20 protein-coding genes are annotated in these 21,915 nt (G+C 63.1%); 11 read left to right on the top strand and 9 right to left on the bottom strand.

Translation table 11 applies throughout. The features are described from left to right. Positions 1-341: 341 nt before the first annotated feature. The 3 genes from SB822_RS31350 to SB822_RS31340 all read right to left on the bottom strand — a co-directional run bounded on the left by SB822_RS31350 (position 342) and on the right by SB822_RS31340 (position 3,338). A complete protein-coding gene (locus tag SB822_RS31350; RefSeq protein WP_007588623.1) occupies positions 342-1,793 on the bottom strand; it encodes an NAD(P)(+) transhydrogenase (Re/Si-specific) subunit beta in 1,452 nt (483 codons plus the stop codon). Beyond that, positions 1,794-2,126, bottom strand: a complete 333-nt coding sequence (locus SB822_RS31345; protein WP_410856369.1) for an NAD(P) transhydrogenase subunit alpha — start codon at positions 2,124-2,126, stop codon at positions 1,794-1,796. Positions 2,127-2,195: 69 nt separating this feature from the next. Continuing rightward, positions 2,196-3,338 carry a Re/Si-specific NAD(P)(+) transhydrogenase subunit alpha gene (locus tag SB822_RS31340; RefSeq protein ID WP_007588625.1) on the bottom strand — a complete coding sequence of 381 codons (1,143 nt, stop codon included), beginning with the start codon at positions 3,336-3,338 and terminating at the stop codon, positions 2,196-2,198. 288 nt (positions 3,339-3,626) lie between these two features. Between SB822_RS31340 and SB822_RS31335 the strand changes: the two genes are divergently transcribed. The 3 genes from SB822_RS31335 (at position 3,627) to SB822_RS31325 (ending at position 7,226) form a co-directional block, all read left to right on the top strand. Beyond that, positions 3,627-4,124: an NUDIX hydrolase gene (locus SB822_RS31335; RefSeq protein ID WP_410856368.1), complete on the top strand. Its 498-nt coding sequence runs from the start codon at positions 3,627-3,629 to the stop codon at positions 4,122-4,124. Further along, a complete protein-coding gene (mnmA, locus tag SB822_RS31330; protein ID WP_410856400.1) occupies positions 4,057-5,319 on the top strand; it encodes a tRNA 2-thiouridine(34) synthase MnmA in 1,263 nt (420 codons plus the stop codon). Before SB822_RS31335 ends, mnmA begins: the two co-directional genes overlap by 68 nt. Positions 5,320-5,615: 296 nt before the next feature. After that, a complete protein-coding gene (locus SB822_RS31325) occupies positions 5,616-7,226 on the top strand; it encodes an FMN-binding glutamate synthase family protein (protein ID WP_410856367.1) in 1,611 nt (536 codons plus the stop codon). Between the two features lie 992 nt (positions 7,227-8,218). Here the strand turns inward: SB822_RS31325 and SB822_RS31320 are convergent. Next, entirely contained in the window at positions 8,219-8,971 is a 753-nt protein-coding gene (locus SB822_RS31320) for a M48 family metallopeptidase (RefSeq protein WP_410856366.1), read from the bottom strand. A 261-nt stretch (positions 8,972-9,232) separates the two neighbouring features. Continuing rightward, positions 9,233-9,841, bottom strand: coding sequence for a glutathione S-transferase N-terminal domain-containing protein (locus SB822_RS31315; RefSeq protein WP_007587482.1), 609 nt, complete (start codon positions 9,839-9,841; stop codon positions 9,233-9,235). Between the two features lie 369 nt (positions 9,842-10,210). On the opposite strand from SB822_RS31315, the gene SB822_RS31310 reads away from it, so the two are divergent. From SB822_RS31310 to ruvC, 6 genes are all read left to right on the top strand, one after another. Further along, complete coding sequence (locus SB822_RS31310) at positions 10,211-11,611, top strand: aminopeptidase P N-terminal domain-containing protein (RefSeq protein ID WP_410856365.1); 1,401 nt, start codon at positions 10,211-10,213, stop codon at positions 11,609-11,611. Between the two features lie 21 nt (positions 11,612-11,632). After that, positions 11,633-12,850 (top strand): UbiH/UbiF/VisC/COQ6 family ubiquinone biosynthesis hydroxylase, encoded by a 1,218-nt coding sequence (locus SB822_RS31305; RefSeq protein WP_410856364.1) that lies wholly within the window; start codon positions 11,633-11,635, stop codon positions 12,848-12,850. Positions 12,851-13,054: 204 nt separating this feature from the next. Continuing rightward, on the top strand, positions 13,055-14,119 hold the full coding sequence (gene dusB, locus SB822_RS31300; RefSeq protein ID WP_086915851.1) for a tRNA dihydrouridine synthase DusB: 1,065 nt from the start codon (positions 13,055-13,057) through the stop codon (positions 14,117-14,119). Next, the gene (locus SB822_RS31295; RefSeq protein ID WP_007587477.1) at positions 14,116-14,349 is read left to right on the top strand and encodes a Fis family transcriptional regulator; all 234 of its coding nucleotides are present in this window, start codon (positions 14,116-14,118) and stop codon (positions 14,347-14,349) included. The genes dusB and SB822_RS31295 overlap by 4 nt, the downstream gene beginning before the upstream one ends. Before the next feature lie 43 nt (positions 14,350-14,392). Next, the gene (gene purH, locus SB822_RS31290) at positions 14,393-15,958 is read left to right on the top strand and encodes a bifunctional phosphoribosylaminoimidazolecarboxamide formyltransferase/IMP cyclohydrolase (protein WP_086915850.1); all 1,566 of its coding nucleotides are present in this window, start codon (positions 14,393-14,395) and stop codon (positions 15,956-15,958) included. Between the two features lie 117 nt (positions 15,959-16,075). Next, a complete protein-coding gene (ruvC, locus tag SB822_RS31285; RefSeq protein WP_086915849.1) occupies positions 16,076-16,618 on the top strand; it encodes a crossover junction endodeoxyribonuclease RuvC in 543 nt (180 codons plus the stop codon). Positions 16,619-16,630: 12 nt separating this feature from the next. Here ruvC and SB822_RS31280 read toward each other — a convergent pair whose 3' ends face one another. After that, positions 16,631-17,263: a LysE family translocator gene (locus SB822_RS31280; protein WP_410856363.1), complete on the bottom strand. Its 633-nt coding sequence runs from the start codon at positions 17,261-17,263 to the stop codon at positions 16,631-16,633. Between the two features lie 163 nt (positions 17,264-17,426). On the opposite strand from SB822_RS31280, the gene ruvA reads away from it, so the two are divergent. Further along, on the top strand, positions 17,427-18,008 hold the full coding sequence (gene ruvA, locus SB822_RS31275; RefSeq protein WP_007587460.1) for a Holliday junction branch migration protein RuvA: 582 nt from the start codon (positions 17,427-17,429) through the stop codon (positions 18,006-18,008). Positions 18,009-18,117: 109 nt separating this feature from the next. Then, on the top strand, positions 18,118-19,182 hold the full coding sequence (ruvB, locus tag SB822_RS31270; protein ID WP_007745684.1) for a Holliday junction branch migration DNA helicase RuvB: 1,065 nt from the start codon (positions 18,118-18,120) through the stop codon (positions 19,180-19,182). Between the two features lie 43 nt (positions 19,183-19,225). On the opposite strand, the gene SB822_RS31265 is transcribed toward ruvB, so the two are convergent. The 3 genes from SB822_RS31265 to tyrS are packed head-to-tail and all read right to left on the bottom strand — an operon-like array spanning position 19,226 to position 21,677. Next, positions 19,226-19,900: a histidine phosphatase family protein gene (locus SB822_RS31265; protein ID WP_410856362.1), complete on the bottom strand. Its 675-nt coding sequence runs from the start codon at positions 19,898-19,900 to the stop codon at positions 19,226-19,228. A 24-nt stretch (positions 19,901-19,924) separates the two neighbouring features. Continuing rightward, positions 19,925-20,383, bottom strand: a complete 459-nt coding sequence (gene dtd, locus SB822_RS31260; RefSeq protein ID WP_007745682.1) for a D-aminoacyl-tRNA deacylase — start codon at positions 20,381-20,383, stop codon at positions 19,925-19,927. A gap of 46 nt (positions 20,384-20,429) precedes the next feature. After that, positions 20,430-21,677: a tyrosine--tRNA ligase gene (gene tyrS, locus SB822_RS31255; RefSeq protein WP_114221309.1), complete on the bottom strand. Its 1,248-nt coding sequence runs from the start codon at positions 21,675-21,677 to the stop codon at positions 20,430-20,432. Between the last annotated feature and the right edge of the window lie 238 nt (positions 21,678-21,915).

Genomic DNA, 21,915 nt, shown 5'->3' with positions numbered 1-21,915 from the left:
GTTGCGTGGCGCCTTTTGCGGCGCGGGCGTTCTGGTTTGTGGTTTCGGTTGCGTTCGCAATTTGGTTGGTGTTTCTGGCTTTTGTGCGGGCATTCCGCACTTTGCCTTCGTGCTTCATGCGCCTCCGTTTGGTGTTTTGGCCTTTGCGCTGGCATCCGCGTTATGCCTTCGTGCTTCAAGCGTCGCCCCTGTGCGGGGCGACGCCTGAACGGCAAACACCGTAGCGCGGATGCCCGCGAAAAAGCCAGAACCACCAAGCAAACCGCGAACGCACCCAAGACCAGAAACGCCCGCGCCGCGAAGGCGCAAAAAAACAAAGCGCCTCCGCGTGAAGCCCAACCTCAATCGACGGACTTGACCATATCCTCAATCACCTTCTTCGCATCCCCAAACACCATCATGGTCTTGTCCATATAGAACAGGTCATTATCAAGCCCGGCATACCCCGCCGCCATCGATCGCTTATTCACGATGACAGTCCGGGCCTTATAGGCCTCAATAATGGGCATACCAGCGATCGGCGACTTCGGATCGGTCTTGGCCGCAGGATTGACAACGTCATTCGCACCAAGCACGAGCACCACATCGACCTGGCCAAACTCGCCATTGATGTCCTCCATCTCATGGACGATCTCATACGGCACTTCGGCTTCCGCCAACAGCACATTCATATGCCCAGGCATACGCCCAGCAACAGGGTGAATCGCATACTTCACATCCACGCCCTTCTCGATCAGCACATCGGTCAGCTCCTTCAGCGCATGTTGAGCGCGCGCCACGGCAAGACCATACCCCGGCACGATGACAACGGTTTCGGCATTGCCAAGCATGAACGACGCATCTTCCGCCGACCCCGACTTCACAGGCCGCTGTTCCGCCGAGCCACCCACCGTCGCCGCGCTCGCTTCACCGCCGAAGCCGCCCAGAATCACGTTGAAGAACGAGCGGTTCATCGCCTTGCACATGATGTACGACAGAATCGCACCCGACGAACCCACCAGCGACCCGGCAATGATCAGCATCGCGTTGTTCAGCGAGAAGCCGATGCCCGCCGCCGCCCAGCCCGAGTACGAGTTCAGCATCGACACGACGACAGGCATGTCCGCGCCGCCGATCGGGATGATGATCAGCACGCCCAGTGCAAACGCGATCAACGTCATGATGATGAACGGCAGCCACGATTGCGTGAGGAAGAAGATCACGCCGAAGCCGACCATCGCGATTGCGAGCAGCAGGTTGATCAGATGCTGACCGGGATAAACGACAGGCGCGCCCTGGAAGAGCCGGAACTTGTACTTGCCCGACAGCTTGCCGAACGCGATCACCGAACCGCTAAACGTAATCGCGCCGACGAACGTGCCAATGAACAGCTCGATCCGGTTGCCGTACGGCAGGAAGCCCGGAATGCCTTCCTCGGCGCCGAGGCCGAACGCAGCCGGTTCCGACACCACCGCGTACGCGATACACACGGCCGCCATACCGATCAGCGAGTGCATCGCCGCGACCAGTTCAGGCATCTTCGTCATCTCGACGCGCGCGGCGACGAACGCGCCGATCCCGCCACCGACAACCAGCGCAACGAACACCAGCGAAAGACCCAGCGACAGATTCGAGCCGAGCACGGCCGCCTGCTTCGAGATCAGCGCGACGGTCGTCAGAATGGCGATCGCCATGCCGATCATGCCGAACATGTTGCCCGTGCGCGCGGTCTTCGGATTGGACAGCCCCTTGAGCGCCTGGATGAAGCAGACGGAGGCGATCAGATAAAGGAGCGTAACGACGTTGAGGCTCATTTACGCACCCTCCTTCAAACCGCCCGGCGCCGTGATCTTCTTCGGCTCCTTCTTCTTGAACATCTCCAGCATTCGCCTCGTGACGAGGAACCCGCCGAACACATTCACCGCTGCAAGCGCGACGGCAACCGTGCCGAAGAACTTGCCCGTGCCGCCGACCGTGAGGCCCGCCGCGAGCATCGCGCCGACAATGACAATGGCCGAAATCGCGTTGGTCACGGCCATCAGCGGCGTATGCAGCGCCGGTGTCACGTTCCAGACGACGTGGTAGCCGACGTAGATCGCCAGCACGAAAATGATCAGGTTGATCACGGTATGGTTGATGACTTCCATTCCCTTTCTCCTCTGTCGACCCGAGTTGGCGCTTTAGCGCCTTACTCTGGTCCCATGCACGTTAGTGCGCTATGCCTTGCGCGCGACTTCGCCGTCGCGTGCCACCAGCGTGGCCGCGACGATGTCGTCTGCGAGATCGATATTGAGCGTGCCTTCCTTCGTGATGATCAGCTTCATGAAGTCGAGCAGATTGCGTGCGTACAGTGCCGAAGCGTCCGACGCGACCATCGAAGCGAGATTCGTATACCCCGCGATCGTCACGCCATGCTTGACGACGACCTTGTCGGCTTCCGTCAGCGGACAGTTGCCGCCACGCTGCCCTTCATACTCGGGGCCGCGTCCCGCAGCGAGGTCGACGAGTACCGTGCCTGGTTTCATCGCCTGCACGGTTTCGACGGAGATCAAGGTCGGCGCGGCACGCCCGGGAATCAGCGCCGTGGAGATCACGATGTCGGCCTGCTTCGCCCGCTCGTGAACCAGCGCGGACTGGCGCGCGAGCCACGAGGGCGGCATCGGCCGCGCGTAGCCGCCGACGCCAACGGCCGCTTCGCGTTCCTCATCGGTTTCGTAAGGCACATCGAGGAATTTGCCGCCCAGCGATTCGATCTGCTCCTTCACGGCAGGACGAACGTCCGACGCTTCGATCACGGCGCCAAGGCGTTTCGCGGTCGCGATCGCCTGCAAACCGGCGACGCCCGCGCCGAGAATCAGCACGCGCGCCGCTTTCACGGTGCCTGCTGCCGTCATCAGCATCGGCATGAAGCGCGGGTAAAGATCGGCGGCGAGCAATACCGCTTTGTAGCCCGCAATGTTGGCTTGAGACGACAGTACGTCGAGGCTTTGCGCACGCGTCGTGCGTGGCGCGGCTTCGAGCGCGAACGCAGTTATGCCTGCGGCTGCAAGCTTTGATGCGTTCTCAGCATTAAACGGCTCCAGCATGCCGACCAGCACCGCACCGCGTTTAAGAAGCGGGAGTTCTGAATCGGTGGGGCTTTGAACCTTGAGAACGATCTCTGCGCCGAACGCGGTCGGCGCATCGACGAGTTCTGCGCCCGCAGCTGCGTACGCGTCGTCCAGATAGCTCGCGGCCGTCCCTGCGCCGCTCTGTACGGTAACCCTGTGGCCCTGCGACACGTACTTCTTGACCGTCTCGGGCGTCGCGGCGACGCGTGTTTCGTACGGCCGCGTCTCGGCTGGCACTCCGATGTGCATCGTGAATCCTCCTCGACCATCCTGTTATGAAAATCTGGAATCGCCGACGAAGGGCAACGCCGGCAATGCAAAAGGCAAGTGCAACGGCTACGCACGGCTGGGGCTTCAGCCACGAGGTCCACTTTAACCGAAACCTAGGGGCGGATCGAAATTGGTAACGATCCCGGTATTCAGGAACACGATCCTTGTGTCTTTCCGTGCCTTTTGCATCGATATGTGCTAGAGCGAGGCGGTCCATTCTTCGCAGGCGCCGGCAAGCCCAGGCCATAAACGGTAAAATGCCGTCCCATGAAACCGGAAACCTGGGCTCCGCATGTCACGGTGGCGGCCGTCGTCGAACGCGATGGGCGTTTCCTGCTGGTCGAAGAACATACGCCCGCCGGGCTGCGACTGAACCAGCCCGCTGGGCATCTGGAAGCGGGCGAGACGTTGACGCAAGCCGTCATCCGCGAAACGCTCGAAGAGACGGCGCATGCCTTCGTGCCCGCGGCGCTGGTTGGCGTCTACATGACGCATTTCAGCCGGCCCGACACCGTCGACGGCCCGCAGGATGGCGTCACGTATCTGCGCTTCACGTATTGCGGCTCGACGGCTAGCGAACCTCCAGAGGCCCGCGCGCTCGATCCCGATATCGTCCGCACCGTCTGGATGGGCGCTGACGAATTGCGCGCGTGCCCCGAGCGGCATCGCACGCCGCTCGTGATGCAATGTATCGACGATTACCTCGCAGGCCGGCGTTTCCCGCTCGACTTCGTGCAAACGCATTCGATCGGGCCCTCCCGATAGAACGCGTGCTTCGGCACGACAAAGAGCAGTCAGGCAGAGTCACATGAGCAAACAGAAAGTGGTGGTAGGCATGTCGGGCGGCGTCGATTCGTCCGTCACGGCATGGCTGCTGAAGGAACAGGGTTACGAGGTCGTCGGCCTCTTCATGAAGAACTGGGAAGACGACGACGACAGCGAATACTGTTCGACGCGTCAGGACTGGATCGACGTCGTCTCCGTCGCGGATCTGATCGGCATCGACGTCGAAGCGGTGAACTTCGCGGCCGAATACAAGGACCGCGTGTTCGCCGAATTCCTGCGCGAATATTCGGCGGGCCGCACGCCGAACCCGGACGTGCTGTGCAATGCCGAGATCAAGTTCAAGGCGTTCCTCGATCACGCGATGTCACTCGGCGCGGAAACCATCGCGACGGGCCACTACGCGCGCGTGCGCGAAATCGACGGGCGTTTCGAACTGCTGAAGGCGTTCGATCACACGAAGGACCAGTCGTACTTCCTGCATCGCCTGAATCAGGCGCAACTGTCGAAGACGCTGTTCCCGCTCGGCGAAATCCCGAAGACGAAAGTGCGCGAGATCGCCGAGCAGATCGGCCTGCCGAACGCGAAGAAGAAAGACTCGACAGGCATCTGCTTTATCGGCGAACGGCCGTTCCGCGACTTCCTGAACCGCTATCTGCCAACGAAGCCGGGCCCGATGAAAACCACCGAAGGCAAGACGGTCGGCGAGCACATCGGCCTCGCGTTTTACACGTTCGGGCAGCGCAAGGGCATTGGTCTTGGCGGCAGCAAGGACGGCAGCGGCGAGCCGTGGTTCGTCGCGGGCAAGGACATCGCGTCGAACACGCTGTATGTCGCGCAGGGCCACGATCATCCGTGGCTGCTGAGCCATACGCTGACGGCGGGCAACACGAGCTGGGTCGCGGGCCACGCGCCCGAGGCAGGCCATGCGTGCGCGGCGAAGACGCGCTATCGCCAGGCCGATGCGGCGTGCACGTTCGGCGCTGCCGACGGCGCCGACAAGAACGCGCTCTTTTCCCTTCATTTCGCCGACGCCCAATGGGCTGTCACACCGGGGCAATCGGCCGTGCTCTACGATGGCGACGTGTGCCTCGGCGGCGGCATCATCGAGCACGCGGCCACCGCGCAGCCAGTCGTCCGCCAGCCTCAGAAAGCGGCGCTGCTCACAGCGCGCTGAGCCCCGCTGGGAAAGGCTCGCGGACACGATCCGCAAGCTTTTCCCGCAGACATCGCTGCACTGATTCCCGCTTCGTTGTATCTTCCGGGCGACGGTTGTCCTGCCGCCCGCGTTTCGGCGCGCTTACGGTTCGCTTCATGTTCCGTGAAATGCGCCGTTAACTGAGCAAGAACAACCCGCCGTACCGTTCGCAGCGCGATCCATCCCCACGGACGCCCGCTGTTTTCACGAGAAGACCCCGACGCCCTCCGCGCCGGATGCTTCCGCTGCGATGAATTCACCGCAATGGAGTTGTCATGTTTTCTCGACGTTATCTGGCGATGTGGTGTGCCATCCTGCTGCTCGCGGCCTGCGCCGCGCTCGCGGCAACCGGCCACATCGCATGGCTGTGGATCATCGTGCCCGTGCTTCTGGTCGCGCTCGGCGCCTACGATCTGACGCAGGAGCGCCACGCGATCCTGCGCAACTATCCGCTGTGGGGGCATTTCCGCTTCCTGTTCGAATTCATCCGGCCTGAGATTCGCCAGTATTTCGTCGAAGACGACACGGAAGAAAAGCCGTTCTCGCGCGCGCAACGCAGCATCGTCTATCAGCGCGCGAAGAATGAAGTGGACAGCCGTCCCTACGGCACGGAAATCGACGTGAAGGCGACGGGCCACGAATTCATCAGCCATTCGCTCGTGCCGACGAAGCTCGACGGCCACGACTTTCGTGTGGTCGTCGGGGCGAACCGCGCGCAGCCGTATTCGATGTCGATCTTCAACATCTCCGCGATGAGCTTCGGCTCGCTGTCGGCCAACGCGATTCTCGCGCTGAACCTCGGCGCGAAGAAAGGCAACTTCGCGCACGACACGGGCGAAGGCTCGATGTCGAAGTATCACCGCGAGCATGGCGGCGACATCATCTGGGAAATCGCGTCGGGCTACTTCGGCTGCCGCAACGACGACGGCACGTTCAACGCCGACAGGTTCGCGAAGCAGGCAAGCGAGCCACAAGTGAAGATGATCGAGGTGAAGCTGTCGCAAGGCGCGAAGCCGGGTCACGGCGGTGTGCTGCCCGCCGCGAAGATCACGCCGGAAATTTCGGAAACGCGCGGCGTGCCGAGGGGCCGCGACTGCATCTCGCCCGCCATGCATTCGGAATTCTCGACGCCGCGTGAGCTGCTCGAATTCGTCGAGCGTCTGCGCAACCTGTCGGGCGGCAAGCCGACGGGGTTCAAGCTGTGCATCGGGCATCCGTGGGAGTTCTTCGGCATCGCCAAGGCAATGCTGGAAACGGGCATCCTGCCGGACTTCATCGTCGTCGACGGCGCGGAAGGCGGCACGGGCGCTGCACCGCTCGAGTTCACCGATCACATCGGCGTGCCGTTGCAGGAAGGGCTACTGCTCGTGCACAACACGCTGGTCGGCGTCGGACTGCGCGACAAGATTCGCATCGGCGCGAGCGGCAAGATGATCACGGCTTTCGATATCGCGAAGACGCTGGCCATCGGCGCCGACTGGGTGAACGCGGCGCGCGGCTTCATGTTCGCGGTCGGCTGCATTCAGGCGCAGACGTGCCACACGGGCCGCTGTCCGACAGGCGTTGCGACGCAGGATCCGGTGCGCCAGCGCGCGCTGATCGTCACCGACAAATCGGACCGCGTGTTCAACTTCCATCACAACACGCTGCATGCACTGCAGGAGATCATCCAGGCTGCGGGTCTGCGACATCCCGCCGATCTGCGCGCGCATCACATCGTGCGGCGCGTGTCGTCGTATGAAGTGCGGTTGATGTCCGATCTGCTCAAGTATCTCGAACCCGGCGATCTGCTGGTTGGGCAGTATCGCTATACGCTGTATGAGAAATGGTGGCCCGTGGCGCGCAGCGATTCGTTCGCGCCGGAACTCGAACCGGTTGTTGCGTGACGTTTTTTTAGCGGGCATCCGCGGTTTGCTTCGGGTTTGCTAGTGTTGCCCCTGTGCGGGGCGGCACTTACTTTTGGTTGTCTGCGACGCTGGGTTGTTTGCCCGTGTTTTCGTTGGCATCCGCGTTACGGTGCTTGATGTTCAGGCGTCGCCCCTGTGCGGGGCGGCACTTACTTTTGGTTGTCTGCGACGCTGGGTTGTTTGCCCGTGTTTTCGCTGGCATCCGCGTTACGGTGTTTGCCGTTCAGGCGTCGCCCCTGTGCGGGGCGGCACCTACTTTTCTTTGCCGCCGCAAAGAAAAGTAGGCAAAAGAAAGCGGCTAACACCGCCAACATTTCTTCCTGCCTGAGGGCCCTCAACCGGTCCCACACTTCACACGGCAGCGTCTTTGTTTGCGTTCGTTGCCAACGCTTCGAATGAACGCCTCACCCACTTCAAACGCTCGCTCAAGGGCTGGCGGCAGCGAATGGTTTCTGCCGCCCAGGTGGCAAACTGTGTGTAGGTTGTCGCACCGCACAGGTCAGCACTCTTACCAGAAACACCGACCTTGCTTCTCAGTCCGGAGCGATGCGCGTATTGAGCGAAAGCCTACACACAGTTTGCCACCTGGGCGGCGGTGGGATATCTGGCACGGCATGCCGCAACGCGGTTGCGTGAAGCGGGTGAGGCGTTCATTCGAAGCGTTGGCAACGACCATGAGTCACGTGGTTGCCGTGTGAAGCGTGGGACCGTCTGGGGGCCCTCAGGCAAAAACTAGAACTGGCGGTGTGAGCCGCTTTCTTTTGCCTACTTTTCTTTGCGGCGGCAAAGAAAAGTAGGTGCCGCCCCGCACAGGGGCGACGCCTGAACGGCAAACACCGTAACGCGGATGCCAGCGCGAAGGCCAAAACACCGAACGGCGACGCTTGAAGCACGAAGGCAAAGCGCGGATGCCAGCGCAAACACCAGCAAACCACCCCGCCTGCGCAAGCAAAAACAAATCCCCGATCCGGTTACTGATTCGCAGCAATCCGTTGCTGGATATGTTGCGCCCGCGCCGCCGACGCCGGATGCGAACTCAACATGCTCGACTTGCCACCATCGAGCTTCGCCAGCTTGTTGAACGCAGTGACGAGCCCAGCCGGGTCCTGCCCTTTCTTCTTCTGGATATCGAACGAATAGTCGTCCGCCGCCGATTCCTGCGTTTGCGAGAACTGCGCGTTGATCAGCTTCTCGGAGAAATCGCCAAGTTGCGACGACGAGATCGCGGCCGTGACGCCGCCCGTCGACGACGCCACCGAGCGCAGCGCCGACGTCGCATACGCGACCTGCATCGCCTTCTTAGTGTGGCCGAGCGCGACATGACCCATCTCGTGACCGACGACGCCGCGCACTTCGTCGTCCGTCATCACGTCCATCAGGCCGCTATAGACGCGCACGCAGCCGTTCGCCATCGCCCACGCGTTGACGTCCTTCGTGAGGTAGACCTTGTAGTTAACGGGCACGCCGTTGATGTTGTCGCCGAGCTGCGCGGCGATCTTGTTCAGGCGCTTCGTGTACGGGCTGCTGGCGGGCGCGATCTTGTTTTCCGCGTCGAGCTGCGCGCACGATTTGTCGGACAGCGTGCGCACGTCGGTGTCGGTGAGCGACGCAGCCTGCACGGCCTGCGTGCCGGACTGAACGAGGGTGTTGGGATCGAGGCTCATCCCCGAACAGGCAGCGAGCACACCGCACGCGGCGGCGAGAGCAACGCGGATCGCTTTCATGACGAACGTCCCTTTGACGATGTGATCGATGGTCGTGCGAGGGCGCGGGCGCCCTGCCTGATACCGCGAACGCACGCAAACGAACGCGCCGCGGTGGTTTCATCCGGACAGACGCCCAAAGAAAAAGCGCCTGACAGGCAGGCGCTTTTTTAACATATCGAAAGGTATTTTCGGGGAAAACGAAAGCTTCCTTAACACTCTGTCATGCCGATGCGACATTCGCACAGTGTTTCGATGCGCGATGAATCGCCGGGGTGCGGATCAGGTCAAAACGGTGTCGATGAACGACTGACGCAGCGACAGCTTCTGATAGTGCTTGTCGAGATTCGGATGCTGCTCGCGCCAGTTGAGCTGCGGCATGCGGAAGTCCAGATAGCCCAGCGCGCAGCCGACGGCCACGTCGGCGAGCGTGTAGTGATTGCCCGCGCACCACGCTTTCGCGGCGAGACCTTGGGCCATCGCGATCAGGCCGTCGTCGATCTTGTGACGCTGACGCGCGACCCACGATTCGCTGCGATGCGCTTCTTCACGCAGCACGCCTTCGAGGCGGATCAGCACGGCGGCGTCCATGATGCCGTCCGCCAGCGCTTCCCAGCAGCGCACCTCGACGCGCTCGCGGCCCGACTGCGGCACGAGCTTGCACACGGGCGACAGCGTGTCGACGTATTCGCAGATCACGCGCGAATCGAACACGGCCGCGCCGTCTTCCATCACGAGACACGGCACCTTGCCGATCGGGTTGAAGTCGTGGATCGTCGTGTCGTCGGCCCAGACGTTTTCGAGTTCGAGCTTGTAGTCGATTTTCTTTTCGGCGAGCACGATCCGCGCCTTGCGGACAAATGGGCTCGACAGCGAACCGATGAGTTTCATTACATCCTGCCTTGGATTGAAATTGGGCGAAAGTATAAGTGCGCTGGCGGGCGCTGGAACGTTTTCCGTGCGCTGCGCGCCGCGCTTCGCCCCGCCAGCACGCCGGGTTGTAGACAGATTGCAACAATGCCGTGCGGGCGCGGGACCGTCTACCTGGCCTGATAGCCAGGCGCCGCACGACGCGTTCGCCGAAGCGCCTCGACATTCACCAGGCGATTCCATGCGCCGCAGGTTTGCCCGGCGCGCGCGGCCAGGGGCGACCCGGAAGCGATTTCCGATGGGCGATACAATCGCAACATTGCCGCGCGGCGATCGACCTTGCCTGCCGCGCCGCCCTCCACCACGCACGATGAACCGCCGACCGCACTCATGACCGATCTGACTCCGGCAACCGATATCTACCGCCAGCGCCGCGCGCGCGTGCTCGATGCGCTGCGCGCGACGGGCGGCGGCGTCGCAATCGTCCCGACCGCGCCCGAAGCACTGCGCAACCGCGACGCCGACTATCCGTACCGGCACGACAGCTACTTCTACTATCTGACGGGCTTCACCGAACCGGAAGCCATGCTCGTGCTCGACGCGAGCGCGAAGCAGGACGAGCCCGCGGCGATCCTGTTCTGCCGCGCGAAGAACGCGGAGCGCGAGACGTGGGAAGGCTTCCGCTTCGGCCCCGAAGGCGCGCGCGAAGCATTCGGCTTCGACGCGGCCTTCGCCTTCGAAGAAATCGACACGCAGTTGCCGCGCATCATCGCCGACAAGCCGGCGCTGCACTATGCGCTCGGCGCGTCGGAACAGTTCGACGGCAAGGTGCGCCAGTGGCTCGACGCGGTGCGCATGCAGGGCAGAAGCGGCGTGCTCGCGCCATCGGCGGTGCATGATCTGATGCCGCTGCTCGACGAAATGCGCCTCGTGAAGGACGACCACGAACTCGCGATCATGCGTCGCGCCGCCGCGATCTCTGCACAAGCGCACCGACACGCGATGGCGGCATGCCGCCCCGGCGTGCGCGAATACGAACTCGAAGCCGAACTGCTGTACACGTTCCGCAAGCACGGCGCGCAGGCGCCGGCGTACGGCTCGATCGTCGCCTCGGGCGCTAACGCGTGCGTGCTGCACTACCCGGCCGGCAACGCGGCCGCGCAGGACGGCGATCTGATCCTGATCGACGCAGCGTGTGAACTCGACGGCTACGCGTCCGACATCACGCGCACTTTCCCCGCGAACGGCCGCTTCACGCCCGCGCAGCGCGAACTCTACGACATCGTGCTGGCCGCGCAGCAGGCCGCGATCGACGTAACGAAAGCGGGCGCGAGCTTCGACGCGCCGCATCAGGCCGCCGTGCGCATGCTCGCGCAAGGGCTACTCGACACGGGCATTCTCAATCGCGATCTGTTCGCGGGCGTCGACGAGGTGATCGAGGAGCGTGCGTATGCGCGCTTCTATATGCATCGCACGGGACATTGGCTTGGCATGGACGTGCACGACGCGGGCGACTATCGCGAGCGCGGCGCGCCCGTTGATGAAACCGGCGCATTGCCGTGGCGCACGCTGAAACCGGGCATGACGCTGACGATCGAGCCGGGCCTTTACATCCGAGCCGCTGATGATGTGCCCGAAAAGTACTGGAATATTGGCATTCGCATCGAGGACGACGCGATCGTCACGGACACCGGCTGCGAGTTGATGACACGCGACGTACCCGTCGACGCGGACGAAATCGAAGCGCTGATGCAGCAGGCGCAACCCGCGCAGAAGGCCGGCGCGGCCTGAGCGCAAGGAACAGACAAGAAGATGAGCGAAGTCCACCAGGCGGCGAACGCGCCCTCCCTCCCTGCGAGCAACCCGCCCTACGATTACGACGTGACGATCGTCGGCGCGGGGCCGGTCGGTCTTGCGCTCGCGGGCTGGCTCGCGCGGCGCAGCGCGACGCAGAAGCTGAATGTGGCGTTGATCGACGCGCGCGAGCCGGAGGATTCGGTTGCTGATCCGCGCGCGATCGCCGTTTCACACGGCAGCCGGATGATCCTCGAGCCGCTCGCCTGGCCGTCCGATGCGACCGCGATCCAGCGCATTCACGTCTCGCAGCGTGGCCATTTCGGGCGCACGCTGATCGATCACTCGGAGCACGGCCTGCCCGCGCTCGGCTACGTGCTGCGTTATGGCTCGATCGTCCACGCGCTCGCCGAGACCGTGCGCGCGACGCCCGTCCACTGGTTCAAATCGACGAAAGCACAGGCACCGCAGCAACTCGAAGACGACGGCGTGCTGCTGCCGATCGAAAGCGCGCACGTCACGCGCACGCTGCGCACGCGCATTCTGGTGAACGCCGAAGGCGGCCTGTTCGGCGAACAGCAGGCAGGCTCGGGCGAAACGCGCGATTACGGACAAACCGCGCTGGTCGGCACGGTGACGCTGTCGTCGCCGCAACCGCATGTCGCGTGGGAACGCTTCACATCGCAAGGTCCGATTGCGCTCCTCCCGACGGGCGGCGTGCGCGGCGCGGACTACGCGCTCGTCTGGTGCTGCGCGCCGGAACAAGCGGCGCGCCGCGCGCAGTTGCCGGACGAAGACTTTCTGCGCGAACTCGGCGCCGAGTTCGGCGACCGGATGGGCCGCTTCGTGCAGATCAAGGGACGCGCGTCGTTCCCGCTCGGGCTGAACACCGTCGATACGCTCGTCAAGGGCAACGTCGTCGCGATCGGCAATGCGGCGCAGACGCTGCATCCCGTCGCCGGCCAGGGGCTGAATCTCGGCTTGCGCGATGCGCACGCGCTCGCCGACGCGCTCTCGCACTACGGCGCGACGCGCAGCGCATTGATCGCGTTTGCGCAGCGCCGCGCGCTCGACCGCCGTATGACGATTGGCGCCACCGACACGCTCGCGCGCCTTTTCACGATCGACTTTCCGCCGCTGGCGGCGCTGCGCGGTCTCGCCCTCACCGCGCTCGAATTCGTGCCGCCCGTGAAGACGGCGCTCGCCCGCCAGATGATGTTTGGCCAACGCCGCTAGCGCGTTGCGACATCGCGTAAAAGTGGCCGCCGTTCTATGAGCGCGGCCACTTTCATAGAAGATTTAATGAGTTACCTCAGACGCGGTTCGATCTGGGTCAGCGCGTTAACGCTAAAATAGCGGTTTTCCCTCGTATTTTGCGGTACGTGCGGTGCGCGATTTCCAAGGTTTTGGCGCACCCTTCGCTCGCCGCCGATGTCCGCTATGCCCACTCTCGGCTCCCACACTCTGCGCAACAACCTGTTCGTCGCCCCTATGGCGGGCGTAACCGACCGGCCGTTCCGCCAGCTCTGCAAGCGCATGGGCGCGGGCTATGCCGTGTCGGAGATGGTCGCGTCGAACGCGCAGTTGTGGAAAAGCGAAAAGACGATGCGCCGCGCCAACCACACGGGCGAGGTCGAGCCGATCGCCGTGCAGATCGCGGGCGCCGACCCGCAGATGATGGCCGAGGCCGCGCGCTACAACGTCGCGAACGGCGCGCAGATCATCGACATCAACATGGGCTGCCCGGCCAAGAAGGTCTGCAACGTCGCGGCCGGTTCGGCGCTGTTGCAGAACGAACCGCTCGTGCAGCGGATCGTAGAAGCCGTGGTGAATGCCGTTGGCGTCGGTCCGGATGCCGTGCCCGTCACGCTGAAAATCCGCACCGGCTGGGACCGCGACAACAAGAACGCACTGACCATCGCACGCCTCGCCGAAAGCGCCGGCATTTCGATGCTGACGGTGCACGGCCGCACGCGCGCCGACCTTTATCACGGCGAAGCGGAGTACGAAACGATTGCCGCCGTGAAGGCCGCGGTGAAGATTCCTGTGGTGGCGAACGGCGACATTACGTCGCCGCACAAAGCGCGTGAAGTGCTCGCCGCGACGGGCGCGGATGCCATCATGATCGGCCGCGCCGCGCAGGGGCGCCCGTGGCTCTTCCGGGAGATCGAACATTTCCTGCTGACGGGCGCGCTGATGGAAGCGCCGCGCATCGACGAGATCCAGCAGGTGATGAACGAGCATCTGGAGGATCACTACGCGTTCTACGGCGAATTTACAGGCGTTCGCACTGCGCGCAAGCACATCGGCTGGTACACTCGCGGCCTTTCTGGCGCCAACGTGTTCCGCCATCGTATGAATACGCTGGACACGACGCGCGAACAACTGCTCGCCGTCAATGAATTCTTCGACGCGCAAAAGGCGATTTCGGACCGCCTCGTGTACGTCGACAACGAAGTCAACAACAACGGTGAGCAGGACCAAACCGACCGACTAGCAGCATGAGCAAGCACAATATCGAACAATGTGTCCGCGATAGCCTGGGGATGTACTTTCAGGATCTCGACGGCTCCAATCCGCACGACGTCTACGACATGGTAATTTCGTGCGTGGAAAAACCGTTGCTCGAGGTGGTGCTCGAGCAGGCCGGCGGCAATCAGTCGCTGGCAGCCGAGTATCTCGGCATCAACCGCAATACGCTGCGCAAGAAACTGCAACAGCACGGCCTGCTGTAGTTTCGGCGCCCTGCCACGCCTTTCATCGGCTTTTGTTCTCATCATGATCAAGCAAGCGCTCATCTCCGTTTCCGACAAGTCCGGCATCGTCGATTTCGCGAAATCGTTGTCGGACCTCGGCGTCAAGATCCTGTCGACGGGCGGCACCGCGAAACTGCTCGCGGACGCCGGCCTTCCCGTTACCGAAGTGGCCGACTACACGGGCTTTCCGGAAATGCTGGATGGGCGCGTGAAGACGCTGCACCCGAAGGTGCACGGCGGTATTCTGGCCCGCCGCGATCTGCCCGAGCACATGGCCGCGCTCGAAAAGCATGACATTCCGACCATCGACCTGCTCGTCGTGAACCTGTATCCGTTCGTGCAGACGATCTCGAAGGAAGAGTGCTCGCTGGAAGACGCGATCGAGAACATCGATATCGGCGGCCCGACCATGCTGCGCTCGGCTGCCAAGAATCACCGCGACGTGACCGTCGTGGTCGATCCCGCTGACTACGCGACCGTGCTCGAAGAAATGCGTGCGAACGGCAACTCGGTCGGCTACAAGACCAACTTCCGCCTCGCGACCAAGGTGTTCGCGCACACCGCGCAGTACGACGGCGCGATCACGAACTACCTGACGAGCCTCACGGAAGAACTGCAGCACCGCGAGCGCAACACGTACCCGGCCACGTTCAACCTCGCGTTCGACAAGGTGCAGGACCTGCGCTACGGCGAGAACCCGCACCAGAGCGCGGCGTTCTACCGCGACATCACGGTGCCTGCCGGCGCGCTCGCGAACTATCGCCAGTTGCAGGGCAAGGAACTGTCGTACAACAACATCGCTGACTCGGACGCCGCGTGGGAATGCGTGAAGACGTTCGACGCGCCCGCTTGCGTCATCATCAAGCACGCGAACCCGTGCGGCGTGGCTGTCGGCGCGAACCCGCACGAAGCGTATTCGAAGGCGTTCCAGACCGATCCGACTTCCGCGTTCGGCGGCATCATCGCGTTCAACCGCGAAGTCGACGAAACGGCGGCGCAGGCTGTCGCGAAGCAGTTCGTCGAAGTGCTGATCGCACCGTCGTTCAGCGACGCGGCGAAGCAGGTGTTCGCGGCCAAGCAGAACGTGCGTCTGCTCGAGATCGCGCTGGGCGATGGCCATAACGCATTCGATCTGAAGCGCGTGGGCGGCGGTCTGCTCGTGCAATCGCTCGATGCGAAGAACGTGCAGCCGCACGAACTGCGCGTCGTCACGAAGCGTCACCCGACGCCGAAGGAAATGGACGATCTGCTGTTCGCATGGCGCGTCGCGAAGTTCGTGAAGTCGAACGCGATCGTGTTCTGCGCGAACGGCATGACGATGGGCGTCGGCGCGGGCCAGATGAGCCGCGTGGATTCGGCGCGCATCGCGAGCATCAAGGCGCAGAACGCGGGCCTGACGCTGTCGGGCACGGCAGTGGCGTCGGATGCGTTCTTCCCGTTCCGCGACGGTCTCGATGTGGTCGTGAACGCGGGCGCAACCTGCGTGATCCAGCCGGGCGGCTCGATGCGCGACGACGAAGTGATCGCTGCTGCCGACGAGCACAACATCGCGATGGTCGTGACAGGCATCCGCCACTTCCGCCACTGAACGGCTGACCTGCTTCTTCTGAAACGGCCCGGCAGTTGCAACTGCCGGGCCGTTTTGCATTTCGCGTTTGACGTTGTGCCGTTGTAGTATCGCAGGCACTGAATAAGCACGGCACTTATGAGAATTCTTGGCATCGACCCAGGCTTGCGCGTCACCGGTTTCGGCGTGATCGATCAGTCCGGCCATCAGCTGACCTATGTGACGAGCGGCGTCATCAAGACCGCCGATGCCGATCTGCCGTCACGCCTGGGCACCATATTCGAGGGCATTTCCACGCTGGTCCGCCAACATGCGCCGGACCAGTCGGCGATCGAAAAGGTGTTCGTCAACGTCAATCCGCAATCGACGCTATTGCTCGGCCAGGCACGCGGCGCCGCGATCTGCGGGCTGGTGGCTGGCGGCGTGCCCGTTGCCGAGTACACGGCATTGCAGTTGAAGCAAGCCGTGGTCGGCTACGGACGCGCGACCAAGGAACAGATGCAGCAAATGGTCGTACGGCTGTTGTGCCTGTCGGGCATCCCTTCCACCGATGCCGCCGATGCGCTCGGCATGGCGATCTGCCACGCGCACGGCGGCGGCACGTTGAGCACGCTGGGCGGTATTGCGCCCGCGCTTGCGAAGAAAGGCTTGCGAGTGCGGCGTGGGCGGCTGATCGGCTAGACGCCTTTACCGTCAGCGTTGTCCCGCCAGCGCCAGCCGGCATGCCAAGCCGGCAAACACTGAGCCGAGCAAATACTGCGGCCAGCGCGACGGGCGCTTGCTGCTAGTCAGTTTCCGGCTCAGTCTGCTGGCAAGCAGAATCACGCTGCCATTCACGAAGAAGCCGATCACATTGAGCACGGTCGCAAGCAACATGATCTGCACAGCGACCGATCCCGCCTCAGGCTTCACGAACTGCGGGAACAATGCGAGCACGAACAGCGCAACCTTCGGATTGAGCAGATTCGTGAACAACCCTTGCCTGAAAATTCTGCCAACGGGATAACGTCGCATGGATGCGTCCGGCGCGAGCATGGTGCCGTCCGAGCGAAACGTCTTCCATGCAAGATAAAGCAGATATGCTGCGCCCGCGAAGCGCACGATGTCGTAGGCCATCGGCGCGGCAAGAAAGAGCTGTGACAGGCCGAACGCCGCGGCAAGCGCATGGCAATACGTGCCGACCAGAATCCCGGCGAACGACGCAAAACCCGCTGCCCTTCCCTGGCTCACGCTGCGGGAAGCAATCAGCAACATATCGGGACCGGGCGTGGCGGTAAGCGCGAGACACGCACCTGAGAACAGCGCGAGCGTGGTGAGACTCAGCATCGAAGACCCCTTTTGGTTAACTACGGAATGTCCAAAAGGGATCTCAGTGTATGGAGCGGAGGCGGCCGGGTCAATCAGCCGCCTTCCCACTTCGTCAGACGCCGCGTACGAAAGCCCTCTACCCTGCGCTACACTCGCGCTTTCTCTCTCGATAGAACCCGCCATGATCGGTCGCATCGCCGGCGTCCTGCTGGAAAAGAATCCGCCTCACCTTCTGATCGATTGCAACGGCGTCGGCTACGAAGTCGATGTGCCGATGAGCACCTTCTACAACCTGCCCGGCACCGGCGAAAAAGTCGTGCTGCTCACGCAGATGATCGTGCGCGAGGACGCGCATTTGCTGTACGGCTTTCTCACGCCGCAAGAGCGTTCGACGTTTCGCGAGTTGTTAAAGATCACGGGCATCGGTGCGCGCATGGCGCTGGCCGTGCTGTCAGGCATGAGCGTTCAGGAACTGTCGCAGACGGTAACGATGCAGGACGCCGCGCGCCTCACGCGCGTGCCGGGCATCGGCAAGAAGACGGCGGAGCGGCTCCTGCTCGAACTGAAGGGCAAGCTCGGCGCCGACCTTGGCGCGATGGCGGGCGCAGCGTCGCAGTCCGATCATGCGTCCGACATTCTGAACGCGTTGCTGGCATTGGGTTACTCCGAAAAAGAAGGCCTTGCGGCCATCAAGCACGTGCCTGCGGGCACAGGCGTTTCCGAAGGCATCAAGCTCGCGTTGAAGGCGCTGTCGAAGGCCTGATCGTGCTTTCATCGAGCGGCGTGCATGAAGCTTCGCACGCGGCCGTTGCACGCGCACCCTGGCCATTCGGCCAGGTATTCGAGCGAGCCGTGCGCGGTACAATGCCTGCATGATCGAACACGACAAACTCGCCGCCGAACGCATCATCGCCGCCACGCCCGTGTCGCCGAACGAGGAAGCGTTCGAGCGCGCGTTGCGCCCGCGCCAGCTCGACGAATATGTCGGCCAGGAAAAGGTGCGCGGCCAGCTGGAAATCTTCATCGAAGCCGCCAAGCGCCGCAAGGAATCGCTGGATCACGTGCTGCTGTTCGGGCCGCCGGGCCTCGGCAAGACCACGCTCGCGCATATCATCGCGCGCGAAATGGGCGTCAATATGCGGCAGACGTCGGGCCCCGTGCTCGAACGCGCGGGCGACCTCGCGGCGCTGCTGACCAATCTCGAAGCCAACGACGTGCTCTTCATCGACGAGATTCACCGGCTGTCGCCCGTCGTCGAGGAAATCCTGTACCCGGCGCTCGAGGATTACCAGATCGACATCATGATCGGCGAAGGCCCCGCCGCGCGCAGCGTGAAACTCGATCTGCAGCCGTTCACGCTGGTCGGCGCGACCACGCGCGCGGGCATGCTGACCAATCCGTTGCGCGACCGCTTCGGTATCGTCGCGCGGTTGGAGTTCTATAACGCCGGGGAACTGGCGCGCATCGTGAGCCGCTCGGCCTCGCTGCTGGGCGCGCACATTCATCCTGATGGCGCGCTGGAAATCGCCAAGCGCTCGCGCGGCACGCCGCGTATTGCGAACCGGCTGCTGCGCCGCGTGCGCGACTTCGCCGAGGTAAAGGCGGACGGCAATATCACCGCGAAGGTCGCGGATGCCGCGCTGAAAATGCTCGACGTCGATCCCGTCGGCTTCGATCTGATGGACCGCAAGCTGCTCGAAGCGATCCTGCACAAGTTCGATGGCGGCCCGGTCGGTGTGGACAATCTGGCGGCGGCGATCGGCGAAGAGCGCGACACGATCGAAGACGTGCTCGAACCGTATCTGATCCAGCAAGGCTTCTTGCAGCGCACGCCGCGCGGACGCGTCGCCACGCTGTTGACGTATCGGCACTTCGGCCTGGCCGCACCTGATACGGCAAGCCCGGTACGCAATCTGTGGGATTCAGAGCCGACCTAAGCGGCTCCTAGATGGGAAACGCGGCGCTGCCGCGTCATCAGACTCAACGCCTGGCTTCGGGCGTTTTTTTCTTGAAGCTGTCGTCTTCCGCGTGGCCGTCGAGATGCGCGACATCGGCCCATGACACGACCCTCGCGCGGCCGTCTTCGAATTCGACCACATTCACGCTCGTGTTCAGCAACGCGTAGTTGCGCGGCGCATCCAGCGGCAAACCATTCGCGAAGCGATACACGCAATCCAGCACGCCGCCATGCGCGACAACCGAGATCCGCCCGTTCGGATGCGCGGCGACGACGGGCTCAAGCGCATGCACCACGCGGTGATAAAACACGCGCTGCGATTCGCCCTCGGGCGGCGAAAAGCCAGGATCGCGCGTCTGCCACTGCGCGTATTCGTCGGGGAAACGCAGCGCGATCTCGTCGCTGTCGTGTCCCTGAAACGCGCCGTAATTGCGCTCGCGCAAGCCCTTGCTGAGGTTCAGCGGCAGCCCGAGCAAGTCGGCAAATGGCTGCGCCGTTTGTTGCGCGCGCATGAGGTCGCTCGAATAGATCGCGTCGAGCCGTGCGCCTTCCCGCGCCTCGCGCGCGAAACGTTCGGCGAGACGTTGCGCCTGGTCGACGCCGCTCGTCGCGAGCGGAATATCGATGTGCCCTTGAATCCGCTTGATACGGTTCCAGTCGGTCTCGCCGTGTCGGATGAAGAGGACTTGTGTTGCCATGGAATCGGAGCGGGAAAACAAAGGTTATGCGCGCGTCTGCAACCAGAACGTCACCGGGCCGTCGTTGACAAGCGACACCTGCATGTCCGCGCCGAATTCGCCCGTTTCGACGATGGGATGCTTCGCGCGCGCCGCGGCCACGAAGTAGTCGAACAGGCGCTTGCCCTCGTCGGGCGGTGCGGCGGGCGTGAAGCTCGGGCGCAGGCCGCTGTTGGTATCGGCGGCCAGCGTGAACTGCGACACGAGCAGCAGGCCGCCTGCGCGCCCCGCGCCGTCGATATTCTGCACGGGCAGATTCATCTTGCCGGCTGCATCGCTGAACACGCGGTAGCCGAGCATTTTGGCGAGCAGCTTGTCGGCGGCGGCATCGGTATCGCCGCGCTCTGCGCAGACCAGCGCAAGCAGGCCCGCGTCGATCGCGCCTGTCACACGGTCGGCAACGCGTACTTCCGCGCGCCGCACGCGTTGAATCAGCGCGATCATGCGGCGCGCTTCCGTTGCGTCGCTTGCAAAGGCTCGCGGAAGAACATCATGCCGTCAGCGTGACACGCGCAAACCGGCGCTTGCCCACCTGCACGACGAACTCGCCGGCCTCGATCTTCAGGCCCTTGTCCGACACGGTCGCGCCGTCGATCTTCACGCCGCCCTGCTCGATGTTGCGCAGCGCTTCGCTCGTCGACGGCACGAGACCTGCCTGCTTCAGCAGTTGCCCGATCGCGAGCGGCGCGCCCGCGAGCGTCACCGACGGGATATCGTCCGGCACACCGCCCTTCGCGCGGTGGTTGAAGTCTTCCAGCGCGCGCTCGGCGTCGGGCTGCGAGTGGAAGCGCGCAACGATTTCCTGTGCGAGCATCACCTTGAAGTCGCGCGGATTGCGTCCGCCTTCGATTTCACGTTTGAAGCCTTCGATCTCGGCCATCGGACGGAACGACAGCAGTTCGAAGTAGCGCCACATCAGCACGTCGGAAATGCTCATCAACTTGCCGAACATGTCGTTTGGCTTTTCGCTGATGCCCACATAGTTAGCCTTCGACTTCGACATCTTCTCGACGCCATCCAGCCCTTCGAGCAGCGGCATCGTCAGAATGCACTGCTGTTCCTGGCCGTACTGCTTCTGCAGTTCGCGGCCGACCAGCAGATTGAACTTCTGATCCGTGCCGCCGAGTTCGAGGTCGGCGTTCAGCGCGACCGAGTCGTAGCCCTGCATCAGCGGATACAGGAATTCGTGGATCGAGATGGGCACGCCGCCCTGGAAACGCTTCGTGAAGTCTTCGCGCTCCAGAATACGCGCGACGGTGTAGCGCGACGCGAGCTTGATCATGCCGTCGGCGCCGAGCGGCATCGACCATTCGCTGTTGTAGCGGATTTCCGTCTTCTCGCGGTCGAGCACCAGCGCGGCCTGCTCGAAATACGTCTTCGCATTCGATTCGATCTGCTCGCGCGTGAGCGGCGGGCGCGTTGCGTTGCGGCCGGACGGATCGCCGATTAGCGACGTGAAATCGCCGATCAGGAAAATCACCGTGTGGCCGAGATCCTGCAACTGGCGCATCTTGTTCAGCACGACGGTGTGGCCGATGTGGATGTCGGGCGCCGTCGGATCGAGACCGAGCTTGATGCGCAGCGGCGTACCCGTGGCCGCGCTTTTCGCGAGCTTTTGCGCGAACTCCTCTTCGATCAGCAGTTCGTCGACGCCGCGCTTGGTGACTTCGAGCGCGTGACGGACTTCGTCGGTGATCGGGTAGGCGGAATTGGGCTTGGCGGTGGACTCGGTGCTCATGCTGGAACGGGAGATCGCAAAAAGGGAGATTGTCCCATAGTTGCGGCGCATTGCGCCCTGATCTCACGCGAAACGCGCTTCAATTCGCGGCAGGATATGGCGCACGCGGCGAATGTGGACCGTCGTGCGCGCTCGCGCCGCTCGTTTCATCGATTGTTTCGCGGCGCGCCGATGAGCGACAATCGTCGTCAACGAGGCGCCGGAAGTATTTACGAGGCGCGACGAACGACGATCAGAG

It is taken from the genome of Paraburkholderia sp. SIMBA_054, from assembly GCF_046534875.1.
Lineage (GTDB): Bacteria > Pseudomonadota > Gammaproteobacteria > Burkholderiales > Burkholderiaceae > Paraburkholderia > Paraburkholderia hospita.
Note: the sequence above shows the minus strand (reverse complement) of the source record. Positions and strands in the feature narration are given on the sequence as shown.

Coding starts and splice junctions, on each gene's coding strand:
- SB822_RS31350 (WP_007588623.1), bottom strand. CDS start 1,793: ATGAGCCTCAACGTCGTTACGCTCCTTTATCTGATCGCCTCCGTCTGC.
- SB822_RS31345 (WP_410856369.1), bottom strand. CDS start 2,126: ATGGAAGTCATCAACCATACCGTGATCAACCTGATCATTTTCGTGCTG.
- SB822_RS31340 (WP_007588625.1), bottom strand. CDS start 3,338: ATGCACATCGGAGTGCCAGCCGAGACGCGGCCGTACGAAACACGCGTC.
- SB822_RS31335 (WP_410856368.1), top strand. CDS start 3,627: ATGAAACCGGAAACCTGGGCTCCGCATGTCACGGTGGCGGCCGTCGTC.
- SB822_RS31325 (WP_410856367.1), top strand. CDS start 5,616: ATGTTTTCTCGACGTTATCTGGCGATGTGGTGTGCCATCCTGCTGCTC.
- SB822_RS31320 (WP_410856366.1), bottom strand. CDS start 8,971: ATGAAAGCGATCCGCGTTGCTCTCGCCGCCGCGTGCGGTGTGCTCGCT.
- SB822_RS31315 (WP_007587482.1), bottom strand. CDS start 9,841: ATGAAACTCATCGGTTCGCTGTCGAGCCCATTTGTCCGCAAGGCGCGG.
- SB822_RS31310 (WP_410856365.1), top strand. CDS start 10,211: ATGACCGATCTGACTCCGGCAACCGATATCTACCGCCAGCGCCGCGCG.
- SB822_RS31305 (WP_410856364.1), top strand. CDS start 11,633: ATGAGCGAAGTCCACCAGGCGGCGAACGCGCCCTCCCTCCCTGCGAGC.
- dusB (WP_086915851.1), top strand. CDS start 13,055: ATGCCCACTCTCGGCTCCCACACTCTGCGCAACAACCTGTTCGTCGCC.
- SB822_RS31295 (WP_007587477.1), top strand. CDS start 14,116: ATGAGCAAGCACAATATCGAACAATGTGTCCGCGATAGCCTGGGGATG.
- purH (WP_086915850.1), top strand. CDS start 14,393: ATGATCAAGCAAGCGCTCATCTCCGTTTCCGACAAGTCCGGCATCGTC.
- ruvC (WP_086915849.1), top strand. CDS start 16,076: ATGAGAATTCTTGGCATCGACCCAGGCTTGCGCGTCACCGGTTTCGGC.
- SB822_RS31280 (WP_410856363.1), bottom strand. CDS start 17,263: ATGCTGAGTCTCACCACGCTCGCGCTGTTCTCAGGTGCGTGTCTCGCG.
- ruvA (WP_007587460.1), top strand. CDS start 17,427: ATGATCGGTCGCATCGCCGGCGTCCTGCTGGAAAAGAATCCGCCTCAC.
- ruvB (WP_007745684.1), top strand. CDS start 18,118: ATGATCGAACACGACAAACTCGCCGCCGAACGCATCATCGCCGCCACG.
- SB822_RS31265 (WP_410856362.1), bottom strand. CDS start 19,900: ATGGCAACACAAGTCCTCTTCATCCGACACGGCGAGACCGACTGGAAC.
- dtd (WP_007745682.1), bottom strand. CDS start 20,383: ATGATCGCGCTGATTCAACGCGTGCGGCGCGCGGAAGTACGCGTTGCC.
- tyrS (WP_114221309.1), bottom strand. CDS start 21,677: ATGAGCACCGAGTCCACCGCCAAGCCCAATTCCGCCTACCCGATCACC.